Origin of the sequence: Xanthomonas dyei, assembly GCF_002939865.1 — a bacterium.
Lineage (GTDB): Bacteria > Pseudomonadota > Gammaproteobacteria > Xanthomonadales > Xanthomonadaceae > Xanthomonas > Xanthomonas dyei.
Window position 1 is genome coordinate 125440 of the sequence record NZ_MDEE01000004.1, and the last position, 14938, is coordinate 140377.

A 14938-nucleotide genomic window follows, 5' to 3' on the forward strand; every position below is an offset into this window, starting at 1 on the left:
GATTCAATCATCCAACCGGGTGAATTGCAAGGTGATTTCCCTTAATAATCCGTAACCTGGCGTTCATTCTTCTCGTCCACTGACAAAAAGAGGCTGCAACTCGGCTTGTTGGGCCACCGCATGCAGCCAATCGCGCCCGGCTGGGCTGCGGCCCAGCAACCGTACGCTGCGCCCGTCGCCCTCCACGGCCAGTTCCACGTCCAGATCCACCGGCGGCAAGATGCCTGCGCCGCGCTCCGGCCATTCGACCAGCCACAGGCTGGCGCTGCCCTCGTCCAGACCGAGGAAATCCAGCTCGCCGGCATTGCCGATGCGGTACAGGTCCAGATGCCAGGCTTCGCCGCCGCTGCTCAGCGGATAACGCTCGACCAGGGTGTAGGTGGGGCTGCGGATCGGGCCGGTGACACCAAGCGCCCGCAGCAGCGCGCGCGCCAGCGTGGATTTGCCGGCGCCCAGGTCGCCATGCAACTGGACCATCGCCGTGGCGGGCCGCACCGCGGCCAGGGCGCGACCAAGTGTTTCGGTGGCTTCGGTGTCGATCAAATGTGCATCGAGCTGATTCATGCGCCGGCTCCGGCATTGGCGAGACGACGCAGCTGCGGCAGCAGGTCGGTGGGCAACAGGCCGCGCTCGCCATCGCGTGCGGCCGCATCGCCGGCGCAGCCATGCAGCAAGGCGCCAAGGCTGGCGGCATCGAAGGTCGACCAGCCCTGCCCCAGCAAGGCGGCGATCACCCCGGTCAGCAGGTCGCCCATGCCGCCGACGGCCATGCCGGGGTTGCCGGCGTCGATGATGCGCGGCACCGCACGTGGGGCAGCCACCACCGTGCCGGCCCCCTTGAGCACCACCACTGCATCGAAGCGCTGGGCCAACGCGGCAGCGGCGGTTAGCCGGTCGCGCTGCACCTGCGCGGTGGAGATCCCCAGCAGCCGCCCTGCTTCGCCGGGATGCGGGGTCAGTACGCGCGGGCCACGCGGTGGCGCGGCGGTGGCCGCCAGCAGATTCAGGCCATCGGCATCGATGACGACCGCGCTGTCCGACCCCAGCACGCCCTGCCACAACGCGCGCGCCCAGTCGTCCTGGCCCAGTCCCGGCCCAAGCGCAACGACATCGGCGGCATCGGCCAGTGCGGCGATGTCGTCGCCGGCCTGCACGGCGCGCACCATCGCTTCGGGGCAACGGGCCAGCAGCGCGGTGACATGCTCGGCGCGGGTGGCGACCTGCACCAGCCCGGCACCGCTGCGCAATGCGGCTTCTGCGGTCAGCAGGATTGCGCCTCCGCTGCCGAGATTGCCGCCTACGCACAGCACACGCCCCGATTCGCCCTTGTGCGTATTGCGACGACGCGGCCGCAAGTGCGCCGCCAGGGCATCGCTGTCCCAGCTGTGTGCAGCCGGGTGCAGCCCCTCGAATGCGGAGGCCGGCACGTCCAGCGACGCAATGCCGCGTTCGCCTGCATATTCCAGTGCGTCGCCGGTATACAGGCCGACATGCGGGACGATGAACTGCAAGGTGATATCGGCGCGCACCGCGGTCTCGAAAGCGACGCCGTGGTCGGCATCGATCCCGCTGGGCACATCCAGCGCCAGCACCGGGGTACCTGCCGCGTTGATGGCCTCGATCAAGGCGGCGGTCTGCGCATCGGGCGCGCGGTTCAGGCCGATACCGAACAGCGCATCGACGATGACATCGGCCTGCGCCAGCGGAGTTGGAAACAACTCGATCGCACCTCCAACCGCCAGATACTCGGTGCAGGCGCGCTGGGCCAGCGCCGAGGCCGGGCCGTGCTCGGGCAAATGCACCACGCACACCTGGCGTCCGGCGCGCTGCGCCAGTCGCGCCAGCACGTAGCCATCGCCGCCGTTGTTGCCGGTGCCGCACACCACCACGATGCGGCGCGCCTGCGGCCAGCGTTCCAGCAACCATTGCCAGGCGGCCTGCCCGGCGCGTTGCATCAAGGTATAGCCATCGCCACCCAGCAGCGTGGTGGCCTGCGCATCGAGCGTGCGCGCGGCAGCGGTGTCGTAAAGAGCGAGCGGTGCGTACATGCCGGGAATTCTATACTTGTCGCCATGTCTGCCGCCCTCGCCCACCCCGACCCCAACCATGCTGCCGCGCGCATCCGTGCGCTTGCGCGCGAAGCGGGCTTTCAACGCTGCGGCATCACCGGTATCGAGCTGGGCGAAGACGAGGCGCATCTGCGCAGCTGGCTGGGAGAAGGCCTGTACGGAACGATGCACTGGATGGCCCAGCACGGCGACAAGCGCTCGCGTCCGCAGGAGCTGGTGCCAGGTACCTTGCGGGTGTTGTCGGTGGGCATGGATTACGGCCGCAAGGACGACACCGAGGCCTGGACGACCTTGCACGATGGCAGCCGTGCGTACGTGGCGCGTTATGCATTGGGCCGCGATTACCACAAGCTGATGCGCAACCGTCTGCAGAAACTGGCCGAGCGCATCCAGGGCGAGATCGGCGCCTTCGGCTACCGCGTGTTCGTCGATTCCGCACCGGTGCTGGAGCGTGCGCTGGCGCGCAACGCCGGGCTGGGCTGGATCGGCAAACACACCTGCCTGATCGACCGCAACGGCGGCTCGTGGTTCTTTCTGGGCGAGATCTACCTGGATCTGCCGCTGCCGGTCGACACGCCCGCCACTGCGCATTGCGGCAGCTGCACGCGCTGCATCGACATCTGCCCGACCCAGGCCATCATTGCGCCGTATCGGCTGGATGCGCGCCGCTGCATCGCCTATCTCACCATCGAGCACGATGGTGCGATTCCCGAAGAAATGCGCAAGCCGATCGGCAACCGCATCTTCGGCTGCGACGACTGCCAGCTGGTCTGCCCCTGGAACAAGTTCGCCCAGCGCACCGATGAGGCCGACTTCCGCGCACGCAACGCGTTGGATGTGGCGACGCTGCCGCAACTGTTCGCCTGGGACGAGGGCGAGTTCCTGCAACGCACCGAAGGCAGCCCGATCCGCCGCAGCGGCCATCAGCGTTGGTTGCGCAATATCGCCGTCGGCCTGGGCAATGCGCCCGGCACGCCAGAGGTGCTGGCGGCGTTGGAAGCCCGTCGCCACGACGCGTCGGAGCTGGTCCGCGAACACGTGGGCTGGGCACTGGCGCAGCACGGCATCTGAGTTTCCAGCCGCTGTGCTCACGCATGCGCATCGCCACTGCGGGATAATGCAGCGATGGCAGACCGCAACCAACAGATCCTCACTCCCAGCCAGCTCAACACATTGGCGCGCGACCTGCTGGAAGGCAGCTTCCCGCTAGTGTGGGTGGAAGCCGAACTGAGCAGCGTCACCCGCCCGTCTTCCGGCCATCTGTATTTCACGCTCAAGGATGCGCGCGCGCAGATCCGCTGCGCGATGTTCAAGCCCAAGAGCACCTGGCTGAAGTTTCAGCCACGCGAAGGCCTGCGCGTGCTCGCACGCGGCCGCTTGACCCTGTACGAAGCGCGCGGCGACTACCAGCTGGTGCTCGACCACATGGAAGAAGCCGGCGAAGGCGCGCTGCGGCGGGCTTTCGATGAACTGCGAGCGCGGCTTGCGGCAGAAGGCCTGTTCGATGCCGAGCGCAAGCAGCCGTTGCCTGCGCACGTGCGGCGACTGGCGGTGATCACCTCGCCCAGCGGTGCGGCGGTGCGCGACGTACTCAGCGTGCTGGCACGGCGCTTCCCGCTACTGGAAGTGGACTTGTTGCCGTCGCTGGTGCAAGGCGACAGTGCTGCGGCGCAAGTCACCTCGCTGCTGCAGCGCGCCGATGCGTCCGGGCGCTATGACGTCATCCTGATCACCCGGGGCGGCGGCTCGCTGGAAGATCTGTGGGCGTTCAACGACGAGCGCCTGGCACGCGCGATTGCCGCTGCGCAGACACCGGTGGTGTCGGCGGTGGGCCACGAGACCGACTTCAGCCTGAGCGATTTTGTCGCCGACGTGCGTACCCCCACCCCGTCGGTGGCGGCCGAATTGCTGGTGCCCGATCAACGCGAACTGGTGGCACGGGTGCGGCGCGCGCGCGCGCGCATCGCCCAGCTGCAACAGCACGCGCTGGGAAATGCGATGCAGCGCGCCGACCGGCTTGCATTGCGCTTGCGGGCGCACAGCCCGCAGGCACGATTGCAGCTGCTGCAGCGCCGCCAGGAAGAAGCCGGCCGGCAGTTGCGTGCGCGCATGACCCAGCTGCTGGAACGTCTGCAGGCACGCGTGCAACGCGGGCAGACCCGCCTTGCGGCGCACAACCCGCAACGCAATCTGGTCAATTTGCAGCAGCGGCTGCGTGCATTGCACCCGCAGGCGGCCATGCAACGGCGGCTGCAGCACGATCAATTACGTTTGCGCGGCCTGGTGCGCTCGCTGGAAGCGGTCAGCCCGCTCGCCACCGTGGCGCGCGGTTACGCCATCGTCACCCGGCCCGCCGACGGCAGCGTGGTGCGCAGCGCCGCCGACGTGGCGCCAGGCGAGCGCCTGCGTGCGCAACTGGCCGATGGCAGCATCGCCGTGCGGGTCGAGCCGAGCGACGGCTGACGGCGGCAACGCAGGTGCGGGTGCTTGTGCCGGGTGACCGACGGCGCATTGACAGAGCGCAGGCGGTCTCGTCGCGAGAATGACGTGCAGCGGCTGCTCGTCGTAGCGCGGATGCGGGTACTTGTGCCGTATGACCGACAGCGCGTTGGCGACCACATCCTGCGTGGTCGCGGCAATGATGAGCAGCGGAGGCTCGCAGCAATGCCCGCGTGTGCGTCGCCACTGCGTTGGGTACTTTGCCCGCGCGGCCACAACCGCCTGGCGACATCGCAAACCGCCATGAGGCGTTGCACTCATGGCAAAGGCATGAACACGCGCTAGCCGTGGGCAGGTATCTGCGCCGCATGCTGCCAGCCCTGCATCAGCAATCCGGCCAGCACCACCGGATCGTGATCGAAGTGATGCCCGCCGGGCCGCATCACGACCTCTACCCCGCGCGTGCGCAGCTCCGGGCACAGGGTGTCTTTTTCCTCGCTGCCGTAGATGCACTGCAGACGATGCGCATCCAGCGACTGGATCGCAGGTTCGACATCGCGCTCGGCATCGTTATGCCAACCCAGCCAACCACCGACGCGTACCTTGAAGTCTGCCTGATGGGCAAGCCCGAGCAGGCTGACGAACTGCACCGAGGCACGCTGCTGCGGCGAGACTTCCGGGTAGGCGAACGGCAGCACATCGGCGCCGAACGAGTAACCGACCAGCGCCACGTGATGGATATGCCAACGTTGCCGATAGGCGGCGATCACCCGGTCAAGATCGGCGCCCACCTGTTGCGGCGTGCGACTGGCCCAGAAGTAGCGCAGGCTGTTCCAGCCCACCACCGACACGCCCTGCTGCTGCAATTGCGCGGCAATGCCCTTGTCCAGCTCGCGCCAGCCGCCATCGCCGGACAGCATCACCACCAGCTTGTCGCTGCCGGGTGCGTGCATTTCGACCAGCGGCAGATCGCCCAGACCCTGCGCCTGCGCTGCCTGGAAGTGGCCGCGCGTGGCTGCGGCAATCTGCATCGGGCTGGCATCGTCGACCAAATCATCGAGGAAGCCCTGATTGGCATCGGGTACATCGCGCGAACAGGCCAGGCCCGCCTCCTTGGTGCCGGCATCGGCCACCACTGCGCCGCCGAGCACGTCGGGTGCGGCAGACGCCAAGGCCTGACGCGCCAGCACCGCGCCATCGCCCTGCCCCACCAGCACCGGCGGCAGGAAGGCGTCCACGTGTTCGGCGCGCAGCAATTTCTTGCCGAGCCGCTCGGCGTCGTCGGCCAGCGAGCTGCACGCGGCGTGATGCGACCGCACACGTTCGCGGTAGCTGGCGGTATCGATCACCGCCACCAGGGCCCCGTCGTTGCTCAGCATGTCGGCCAGTTGCTGCGCCTGCTGCGGATGGCCGCTATCGGGCAATAGCACCACCATCGCCTTGGGCGTGCCTTCCGGGCGGACCACTTCCACCGAGCGGTAATGCCCGGCGGTGTTGCCGTCCTGCATATGCCGCGCCACGGCAAAGCCACTGCCGCCGATCAGCAGGATCGCAACGACCCAACGAAACAGTTTGATCCCCATGCCCATCGCAGCAGTCCTTCAGAAGCGCTGGCGCTTGGACCTCGGTCTGCGCCAACGGTTCCGGCTTGCTGCGGGCGGGTGTTCGCTGCGGTTAAGCCATGGGACCCAGGGACACTGCAGATGGCGGCTGGTTAGCTCCGGGCCCTGAAAAGCGGCAAAGGGCGCAGGCGTTATCGGCCATGTTGCCTTGGAGCGGCAGTATTGTCGGATTGACCTACCTTGATCCCGACGTCCTCCGCGCTGGCGTGCGTGCGCTGTTGCCGCTGCGTCTGTTCTGGGCCGGGTTGCCTAGCCGGCCAGTGTGTCGTCCACACGGCAAGGTGCTGCTGCAGCGCCGCTGGATGGCAGCGAAGGCACCTTCACTAGGCCAGGCGAGAATCTGCAGCGCCCCCGCGCCCTACCTGGATCACCAGCACTCACGCTCGGCGTGCCCCGCACCCGCAACCACGCGCCTAAATTCCGCGTGCCAGCCGGAAGCCGATGCGCGCACTGGTGGTATCGGAGTCCTGCGATTGCCGCCAGGCCGCACGCGTCTGCTGCGGCGAATTGGCCCAGCTGCCGCCACGGATCATGCGCTGCCGGCAGCCCGGGTTGAACCACGCCGCGCCGTCGGCCGGTGCACGCCGATAGCTGGCGTGCCAGCAATCGGCGACCCATTCGCTCAGGTTGCCGCCCATGTCGTGCAGGCCCCAGGCATTGGCGCGGAAGCTGCCCACCGGTGCCGGCCCCCAGAACCCGTCGCCGTAGCCGACGAAGCCGTTATTCCAGTGCCGGCCGCTGCGCGAGACGTCGTTGCCGCCGGTGACATTGCCCGCATCGGGCGGTGGCGAGCCGGCATTGCCCCAGGGATAGCGCCCGGTGGTGCCGGCGCGCACCGCGTACTCGAACTCGGCCTCGCTGGGCACATGGTAATGGCGACCGGTCTGTTCCGACAGCCACGACGCATACGCTTCGGCATCGCGGACGCTGACGTGCATCACCGGGCTGTTGGGCGCGGCCTGCGCGCCGTTGTAGTCGGATTGCCAGTCCACGCCGCTGCGGCGGATGAAGTTGCCGCTGCGCTCGTCGTACACCACCGAGTGTCCGCGCCGGGTAGCGCGCGGACGCGCGCCGGTGGCTTCGACGAACTGGCGGAACTCGGCGACCGTCACTTCGGTGATCGACAGCGCGAAGCCGCGCGCAAAGCGCACGTAGTGCGCCGGGCGCTCGTTGTCGGATGCCCCCGGTTCGGCGTCGCCTGCACCCATCTGAAAGGCGCCATGCGGCACCACGATCATCTGCGGCCCACGGCCACCGACCTTGAGCCCATCGGTGAACACCTGCCCGGGGCGGAAGCTGCCGTAGTGGGTGGCCAATTCCAGGCGACGCCGCAGCTCGCCGGCCATCGGGTCGCCCGGGTCGGCGATGCGCAGCACTTCCGCCAGTTTCTCGCCGGCCGCCTTGAGCCCGCGCGGCGAGGTCAGATCGTGCAGACCGGCGTCGTGCAAGGCGGCGATCTGCCCGCGTCGCGTGCGCTCGATACGCGCGCGCGCATCGGCAATGGTCGGCGCGCGCTCGCGCACCTGCCCGGCCATCTGCAACCAGTACCGCGCGCCGATGAAATCGGCAGCGTCGGCGGCGTGTTCGGCGCGCTCCAGCAGGCCGCTTTCCACTGCGGCCAGGCCCTGGCGCGTGCGTGGGTTGTCGGGGTCCAGTTGCGCGGCATCGCGAAAGTTCGCCAGCGCGCCATTGCCGTCTTCACCCAGACGGCCACCGCGCAGATCTTCTTCGCCGGCGCGGTTGAAACCGAGCACGCGTTGCGCGGTTTCAACCTCGCTTTGCAGGGCGCGTACCTTGGGGTCGTTGGGTGCGAGCGCCAAGGCCACGATGGCGAGCTCGCGCGCCTGTTCGAGCGCATCGTCCTGTCGATCGGTCTGCGCAACCAGCGCCTGCCCGCGTTCGATCAAGCGTGCACGTGCCTGTTCTAGGCCACGCTGGCTGGCCGCATCCTTGCCACCGGCGCGTTGTTCGATCGCAAGATACAGCGGGATCGCATCGTCCGCATCGCGATACAGGCGATCGTCCTGCAAGGCTTGGTCGGCGCGCTTGCGTGCCTGCGCCAAGGGCTCGTCGCCCAGCTCCACCGCCGGCGGTTGCCACTGCGCGATCGTCTCGGCGGATTCTTCGCCACCGATGGACACATTCGGTTTGTTCGGCTGCGCGGACGCTGCCGGCTGCCGCGCAGCGGCCGGCGCCGGTGTCGGCGCGGGGGCACGCGAACAGGCGCACATGCTGAGCGCGACCAGTGCCCACGCTGCCATCCGGTTACCGCACTTGCCCACCACCTGCTCCTTCCAGTGCTCTGCCGCACGACAGGCGATCGCGACGTTAGGCTATTCTGCGCGTTCTGCGCAAACCCTTGCTGTCGACGGAAATCACGTGCCCCATTGGATCACCCACCCCTCCGAGCTGACCGAACGCCTGCAGGCGGCGCGTCCCTCGCGCATCGGCCTGGATACCGAATTCATTCGCGAACGCACCTACTGGCCGCAACTGGCACTGGTGCAGATGGCCATCGGCGAGGAGATCCTGTTGATCGACCCGCTGATCCCGGGCATGAACGAGGCGCTCAAGGAGTGGTTGACCGCCACCGACATCGTCAAGGTGATGCATAGCGCCAGCGAAGACCTGGTCACCTTCAAGTGCGCATGCGGCGTGTTGCCGCGCCCGCTGTTCGACACCCAGATCGCTGCTGCGCTGGCCGGTGTGGGCGGCGGCATGGGTTACCAGAAGCTGGTGCAGGAAGTGACCGGCACCTTGCTGACCAAGGGCGAGACGCGCTCGGACTGGATGCGTCGCCCGCTGTCGGCATCGCAACTGGAATACGCCGCCGACGATGTGCGTTACCTGTTCGCGATTCACGACGAGCTGACCCGTCGCCTCACCGAACAGGATCGCCTGAGCTGGCTGGCCGAAGACGCCGAGCGCCTGCTTGCCACGGTCGAGCACGATGACGGCGAGCGCTGGCCGCATGTGAGCCTGCGCACTGCGCAGTTTCTGGAGCCGGCCGCGCAACGTCGGTTGCTGCGGCTGCTGCGCTGGCGCGATCTGCAGGCGCGTCAGAGCGACCGCCCGCGCAGCTGGATTCTGGATAACGAACTGGCCAGCCAGCTGGCGCGCTTTCCGCCCGCGGATCTGGATGCCTTGCTGCGCCAGTTCGACAAATTCCCCAAGGCCCCACGCAAGCTCGCCAACGCGGTATGGGATGCGCTCAACACGCCATTGCCGGACGAAGACACCGCACCGCTGGCGCAAGCCGCCACCGACGGCAACAAGGCCGTGCTCAAGCGGCTGCAGGATGCGGTGGCCCAGCGCAGCCGCGAGCTCGGCTTGCCGGACGGCCTGCTCGCCTCGCGTCGGCATCTGGAAACCCTGATCGAGCAGCACAGCTGGCCTGCCGCACTGGGGCAGTGGCGTCGCGAAATGCTGGAAGCGCAGCTGATGCCGTTGCTGGCCGACCATACGGCGCAGTGAACCCGGCGTTACGCAGACGACAGCCCGCAGCGATGCGGGCTTTCTTTTTGCCAGATGCGGTTTGCTCGAAGCGATGCGCCCGGTCAATCCGGCGCTGCCCAACGCGCCAGAGTGTGTTGGAAACAGTCCATCCCTACCCACGGGTCCGTGCGCTGGTAGCAGCCACAGACATCACTCTTGCGCGCAGTGCGAGGTCGCTCGCTCCTAGCGTCGTGGTCCGGTACTGCGGCGCATCGTCTTCGTCGGCAGAATGATGCGGTCATGCTCGCGTGAGCCGGTGCTGCGCTGGTCATCGCTCATCGCCTGCTCCTGCTATCGTCATGGTCGGATTTGCTAGCCTGCGTGTAAGCTGGGCAGCGCCCGCAACGACAATGCGAAAGCGGCCGAGCAGAGCTTGTGAAAAGGCTGTTCACGCCATGTGCAAGCACCTGCACACGCAGCGGTCCCCCCCGGGCCGCATGCCATAATGGCGCGCGCCCCTAGGGCGGCGTCTCCACTCTTTATTCCGAGGCCATACCTCTGTGAGCAATACCTCTTCGAAACTGGATTCCATCGCGCAAGCCAAAGCCAAGCTGCTGGACGAGCTGCAGAAGCTGGAAGAACAGGAGAAAGCCGAGCGCGCGAGCGAGGCATCCTCTGCGCATGCCACCATCGTCTCGCTGCTCGAGCAGTTTGCCGGTCACTTCAACACCAAGCAGCGCAACGATATCGCCGCCTATCTGGGGACTACGTCTGCGCGCAAGGAAGTGGCGAAGAGCGGCCGCAGCGAAGTGAAGCCGAAGTACGAACTGCCGCACACCGGCGATACCTGGTCCGGCCGCGGCCGGACCCCCAAGGCCTTTGCGGCCTGGGAAGGCTCGGTGTCGTACAAGGAGTGGAAGGCCAAGAATCCGGACCTCAAGTTCCCGCTGGTGCGCGAGTAATCCTTGCTGGACTGCGCCGGTTAGCGTGGTCCGCTACCGGTCGCCTTGGCGAACGGTGCGGCATGTGGTTAGAATCGAAGCACGTGGGGCGGTAGCTCAGCTGGGAGAGCGTCGCGTTCGCATCGCGAAGGTCGAGGGTTCGATCCCCTTCCGCTCCACCACCGCATCAAGCGAAGAGCCTCGGACGTTCACGTCCGGGGCTCTTTCGTTTCTGCCGTCGCAAGCGACGCCGCAACACTGAGGTGCGGGCCATGCCGCCGATATCACATCGCGCGCGCTAACGTCCGCCTCTCCATCACAGCGGACCCTTCGCCATGAGCAACAAACAACGCCAACCCGACAATGCCGGCGACGACGCCAGCGGCGTCTCCGACAGCCAGGACTCGCACAAGCAGGACGAAGCTGCCAAGCAGCGTCAGGGCCAGGAAGACCTGAAAGTGCATGACGAGCACAGCCGCCGCCCCAAGGGCAATGCCGGCCAGGGCGAATGACTGCTGGCAGGACTGCCGCGTCGGAGTGGAATCGCCAGCGCTTACCGCCGCCCGCCGATGTGGCAAGATCCTGAAACGTCGGCCGCTGGGGCTGCCGACGTTTCATCGGACGGTGTGGCGCACGCAGTGGCAGCGACCACTGACGCAGACACTCGATCGCCTTGATGGCGCTTGTTGCAAAGGCCTTGCATGCAGCTTCCAGACGCACCCGCGTTGCACCTGATCCACGCGACCTTGTTGCCGGGCGACGTTGGCGCCTTGCTGGGCGCGCGCGCGCCGGCAAATGAAGACGATCGTCTGGCCACGCTGCACGCTTACCAGCTTCTGGATACGGCGCCCGAGCCGCGGTACGACGCGCTGGCTGCCGATGCCGCCGCGCTGTGCCGCACGCCGATGGCGTTGATCTCGCTGGTCGACACGCAGCGGCAGTGGTTCAAGTCCAAGATCGGCATGCAGCCGAGCGAGACGCCACGCACGCTGTCGTTCTGCGCGCACGCCATCCTTGCGCCCGATCAGCTGATGGAAGTGGCCGATACGCATTTGGATGCGCGCTTCGCCAACAACGCGCTGGTCACCGGCGAGCCGCAGATCCGCTTTTACGCCGGCGCCCCGTTGCTGACCTCCGACGGCGTCGCATTGGGCACTTTGTGCGTGCTGGATCGTACGCCGCGGCGGCTGTCCGGTGCCGAGCGCGAGGCGTTGCGGGCACTGGCGCGGCAAGTCGTGGACACCATCGAATTACGGCGCGCGGCCGAGCTGGTCGAGCTGGATGAATTACGCGACGCGCTCACCGGCCTCTGGAACCGTGCCGGGCTGGAGCATGGCCTGCAGCAGCTACAAGACACACGCGCCGCGGCGCCGGAAGCGTCGCTGAGCTTCTTGCTGATCGATCTGGATGGCTTCAAGCGGCACAAGCTGCAATCGGGCGTTGCCGCAGCGGAAGCGACGCTGGCGCAGGCGGCAAGACTGGTCGAGGCGCAGTTGCCGCCCTCCACCATTGTGGCGCGGCTCGACGGCGGTCGGTTGTGCGTGGCGCTGCCGGCTGCGGTAGCGCCTGCTGCAATGCAGGCTGCCGAAGACATCCGTCAAGCTGTCGAAACCGCGCACTGGCCCACCGGAACGCTGACCGTCAGCATCGGGCTGGTCGATGTGCCTGCCAGCGAGACGCTCGACAGCAATACTTTGCTGGCACGTGCACGGCATGCGCTGCAAGGCGCAATCTGCGACGGACGCAACCGCGTGCAGCGATTCAGCGGCTGGCATCTGCAAGGCTGAAATTCGCTCGAGCTGAATTGCTTGAGCTGTCTTTCTTCGTGCCTTGAGCGACAGTCGTTGCAGTGCCATGCACGTAGGACTGCGGGTAGACGGCGCTGCATAACACGTGCTCAACATTGGTTGATGCGCGCCTGCGCAGTTCTGACGCCGAACGCCTTTGCGCTACGTGATTTGCCTTGGGCACTCAGCGGCAGACAACCTACCGCCCGCGCACGCTGCCCGACCGACCAACGCGCCCCGCTTACGAATCACCGCGACTCACGACACGCAGTCTGTCTAAGCGCTTGCAGTCGTCTGCACTGTCAATCGACCGGCATCGGCTCGCCAGAATTCCACGCAGCCGTCAGGCAGCCAGCGCATCGGCGTTGCCGGCAATCTCGTCCACCTGCAGCACCTGTTCCATCTCCAGCAGCACCACGAAGCGCTCGCCCACCTTGCCCATGCCACGCAGCAGGTCGCGGCGGATATGCGTACCGAACGCAGGCGCCGCTTCGATATCGTCATCGGCCAGTTCGATCACCGCATTGACGGCGTCGACCAGCACGCCGATCACCTGTGTGCCCTGCGCCTGCTCGGTGGACAGAATCACGATGCAGCTGCGCTTGTTGATGGCGCTGTCGGCACGCCCGAGCCGTGCCTGCAGATCCACCACCGGCACCACCGCGCCGCGCAGATTGATCACGCCGCGCACGCACGCCGGCATCGACGGCACCGGCGTCGGAGTGCGGTACTGGATGATTTCGCGAATCCCAAGAATGCTGGTGGCAAAGGTTTCGCCGTCCAGTTGAAAGGTGAGGTACTGGGCGGCCGCATCGGCATCGCCCGGCATGACATCGAAAGTTTGTGCGGTCATCGATCGATCTCTCAGAAGCGAGCGAACTGGCCTTCGTCCGGGCCCTCGGACAGCGCGTACGCCGGCGCTACAGTGGTGCGCCAACCGCGCGCAGCTGCGGCCCGTACAGGATGCGCGGCCGCCTGCTTGCCGCGCTTGGGCGGCGTGCTTGCAGCGCCCTGACCGCCCAGCCGGAAGAACGCCATGCTCTGTTGCAGTTGCTCGGCCTGCGTGCTCATTTCTTCGGCGGTGGCGGCCAGTTCCTCGGAGGCGCTGGCGTTTTGCTGGGTGGTCTGGCTCAACTGCACCACCGCCGAGTTGATCTGGCTCACGCCCGAGGATTGTTCTTCGGACGCGGCGGAAGTTTCCTGCACCAGATCCGAGGTGCGCTTGATGCTGGGCACGATGGTGTCGAGCAGGCGTCCGGCGCGGTCGGCCAGTTCCACGCTGGAACTGGCCACCTCGCCGATTTCCTGCGCGGCCACCTGGCTGCGTTCGGCGAGCTTGCGCACTTCGGCCGCCACCACCGCAAATCCCTTGCCATGCTCGCCGGCGCGCGCCGCTTCGATGGCGGCATTGAGCGCGAGCAGATTGGTCTGATAGGCGATGTCGTCGATGATGCCGATCTTCTGCGCAATCTGCTTCATCGCCTGGGTGGTGGCCACCACCGCTTCGCCGCCTTCGATGGTTTCCTTCGCGGCCTGGGTGGCCATGCCGTCGGTGATGCGGGCGTTTTCGGTGTTCTGGCTGATCGATGCGGTCATCTGCTCCAGCGAAGCGCTGGTCTCTTCCACGCCGGCCGCCTGTTCGCTGGCGGCCTGCGATAACGACTGCGCGGTGGCGCTGACTTCCTCGGACGCGCTGGCCAGGGTCTCGGCGCTGGTATTCACCTCGCCCACCACCTGCGACAACTTCTGCACCATGGTGCGCATGGCTTCGAGCAACTGCGCGGTTTCGTCGCGACCGTGCACGTCGATGCGCATGGTCAGATCGCCTTCCGACAGGCCATTGGCGACTGCAACCGCACGACGGATCGGGCCGGTGACGCTGCGGCTGATCACCACGCCAAGCACACCCCCGAGCAACACGCCGCCGCAGATGATGGCCATCAGCAATCTGGAACTGCGCGCATGGATCGCGCTGGTTTCGGCGTTGGCCGATGCCGCGCTGCGCTCGCGCAGGCCGCTCAAGTCGGTCATCAGATTATCGACCTCATCCGAACTTACGCGGACCGCACGCGACAATGCGGCAAGTTCGGGATTGGCGTCGCGCAAGGCCTCGCGGTTGGCGGCTTCGATAAAGCGCCCGCGCTCGTCCAGATATTTCTGCCACGCACGGTCGAACTGCGCGAGCTTGGTCTTGCCTTCGTCGGTCTGAAAGCTGCCGCGTGCACGGGTCATGTGCTCGACCACCTTGGCGGTGTATTTGTCGATGTTCTGCACGTGCGACTGGCGCTCTTCCGCGCTACTGGCCAACATCAGGTTGGCGCGTGCGCGGCCGGCGTAAATGAGGTTGATATTGGCCTCTTTCACGTTCGATAAACCCAGCAACTCGCGCTCGTACAGCGAGGTCGACAGGTCGCTGATGCGTCCGGAGTTCGAATAGCCCACCCACCCGATGCACGCGCCGATCGCCGAGACGATCAGAAACGCCACGATCAGCCTGGTTCCGATTTTGAAGTTACCTAACATTGGGAGTTCTCTTAAGTGATGCGTGGGCTGCATGCATGCAGTGCATGGGCAATCGACGGCGCTGCGCGTGCCGATCGCACGATGCGGACTTGTCTAACCAATCGTTAACAGCTATCGGCGGT

Annotated in this window: 12 protein-coding genes and 1 tRNA gene; 7 read left to right on the plus strand and 6 right to left on the minus strand. The window is 66.7% G+C overall.

Translation table 11 applies throughout. From position 1 onward, the window contains the following. Positions 1–63 precede the first annotated feature (63 nt). Positions 64–564 (minus strand): tRNA (adenosine(37)-N6)-threonylcarbamoyltransferase complex ATPase subunit type 1 TsaE, encoded by a 501-nt coding sequence (tsaE, locus tag XdyCFBP7245_RS05225; RefSeq protein ID WP_104614696.1) that lies wholly within the window; start codon positions 562–564, stop codon positions 64–66. After that, on the minus strand, positions 561–2048 hold the full coding sequence (locus XdyCFBP7245_RS05230; protein WP_104614697.1) for an NAD(P)H-hydrate dehydratase: 1488 nt from the start codon (positions 2046–2048) through the stop codon (positions 561–563). Before XdyCFBP7245_RS05230 ends, tsaE begins: the two co-directional genes overlap by 4 nt. Before the next feature lie 24 nt (positions 2049–2072). Between XdyCFBP7245_RS05230 and queG the strand changes: the two genes are divergently transcribed. Both queG and xseA read left to right on the plus strand, forming a co-directional pair. Continuing rightward, complete coding sequence (queG, locus tag XdyCFBP7245_RS05235) at positions 2073–3140, plus strand: tRNA epoxyqueuosine(34) reductase QueG (RefSeq protein ID WP_104614698.1); 1068 nt, start codon at positions 2073–2075, stop codon at positions 3138–3140. A gap of 54 nt (positions 3141–3194) precedes the next feature. After that, positions 3195–4532, plus strand: a complete 1338-nt coding sequence (gene xseA / locus XdyCFBP7245_RS05240) for an exodeoxyribonuclease VII large subunit (protein ID WP_104614699.1) — start codon at positions 3195–3197, stop codon at positions 4530–4532. A 317-nt stretch (positions 4533–4849) separates the two neighbouring features. Here the strand turns inward: xseA and XdyCFBP7245_RS05245 are convergent, their stop codons facing one another. Beyond that, positions 4850–6097, minus strand: coding sequence for an AcvB/VirJ family lysyl-phosphatidylglycerol hydrolase (locus XdyCFBP7245_RS05245; protein ID WP_104614700.1), 1248 nt, complete (start codon positions 6095–6097; stop codon positions 4850–4852). A 446-nt stretch (positions 6098–6543) separates the two neighbouring features. After that, positions 6544–8391, minus strand: coding sequence for a formylglycine-generating enzyme family protein (locus tag XdyCFBP7245_RS05250; RefSeq protein WP_244907768.1), 1848 nt, complete (start codon positions 8389–8391; stop codon positions 6544–6546). Positions 8392–8509: 118 nt separating this feature from the next. On the opposite strand from XdyCFBP7245_RS05250, the gene rnd reads away from it, so the two are divergent. From rnd to XdyCFBP7245_RS05275, 5 genes are all read left to right on the plus strand, one after another. Next, the gene (gene rnd / locus XdyCFBP7245_RS05260; protein ID WP_104614701.1) at positions 8510–9604 is read left to right on the plus strand and encodes a ribonuclease D; all 1095 of its coding nucleotides are present in this window, start codon (positions 8510–8512) and stop codon (positions 9602–9604) included. A 521-nt stretch (positions 9605–10125) separates the two neighbouring features. Beyond that, positions 10126–10527 (plus strand): H-NS histone family protein, encoded by a 402-nt coding sequence (locus XdyCFBP7245_RS05265; RefSeq protein WP_104614702.1) that lies wholly within the window; start codon positions 10126–10128, stop codon positions 10525–10527. 85 nt (positions 10528–10612) lie between these two features. Beyond that, positions 10613–10688, plus strand: a tRNA-Ala gene (locus XdyCFBP7245_RS05270). 153 nt (positions 10689–10841) lie between these two features. Continuing rightward, entirely contained in the window at positions 10842–11018 is a 177-nt protein-coding gene (locus tag XdyCFBP7245_RS24130; RefSeq protein ID WP_170068526.1) for a hypothetical protein, read from the plus strand. Between the two features lie 189 nt (positions 11019–11207). Continuing rightward, entirely contained in the window at positions 11208–12293 is a 1086-nt protein-coding gene (locus XdyCFBP7245_RS05275; protein WP_104614703.1) for a GGDEF domain-containing protein, read from the plus strand. Positions 12294–12636: 343 nt separating this feature from the next. On the opposite strand, the gene XdyCFBP7245_RS05280 is transcribed toward XdyCFBP7245_RS05275, so the two are convergent. Then, positions 12637–13146: a chemotaxis protein CheW gene (locus XdyCFBP7245_RS05280; RefSeq protein WP_104614704.1), complete on the minus strand. Its 510-nt coding sequence runs from the start codon at positions 13144–13146 to the stop codon at positions 12637–12639. Between the two features lie 11 nt (positions 13147–13157). Then, positions 13158–14816, minus strand: a complete 1659-nt coding sequence (locus tag XdyCFBP7245_RS05285) for a methyl-accepting chemotaxis protein (RefSeq protein WP_104614705.1) — start codon at positions 14814–14816, stop codon at positions 13158–13160. Positions 14817–14938 lie beyond the last annotated feature (122 nt).

Coding starts and splice junctions, on each gene's coding strand:
- tsaE (WP_104614696.1), bottom strand. CDS start 564: ATGAATCAGCTCGATGCACATTTGATCGACACCGAAGCCACCGAAACA.
- XdyCFBP7245_RS05230 (WP_104614697.1), bottom strand. CDS start 2,048: ATGTACGCACCGCTCGCTCTTTACGACACCGCTGCCGCGCGCACGCTC.
- queG (WP_104614698.1), top strand. CDS start 2,073: ATGTCTGCCGCCCTCGCCCACCCCGACCCCAACCATGCTGCCGCGCGC.
- xseA (WP_104614699.1), top strand. CDS start 3,195: ATGGCAGACCGCAACCAACAGATCCTCACTCCCAGCCAGCTCAACACA.
- XdyCFBP7245_RS05245 (WP_104614700.1), bottom strand. CDS start 6,097: ATGGGCATGGGGATCAAACTGTTTCGTTGGGTCGTTGCGATCCTGCTG.
- XdyCFBP7245_RS05250 (WP_244907768.1), bottom strand. CDS start 8,391: ATGGCAGCGTGGGCACTGGTCGCGCTCAGCATGTGCGCCTGTTCGCGT.
- XdyCFBP7245_RS24130 (WP_170068526.1), top strand. CDS start 10,842: ATGAGCAACAAACAACGCCAACCCGACAATGCCGGCGACGACGCCAGC.
- XdyCFBP7245_RS05275 (WP_104614703.1), top strand. CDS start 11,208: ATGCAGCTTCCAGACGCACCCGCGTTGCACCTGATCCACGCGACCTTG.
- XdyCFBP7245_RS05280 (WP_104614704.1), bottom strand. CDS start 13,146: ATGACCGCACAAACTTTCGATGTCATGCCGGGCGATGCCGATGCGGCC.
- XdyCFBP7245_RS05285 (WP_104614705.1), bottom strand. CDS start 14,816: ATGTTAGGTAACTTCAAAATCGGAACCAGGCTGATCGTGGCGTTTCTG.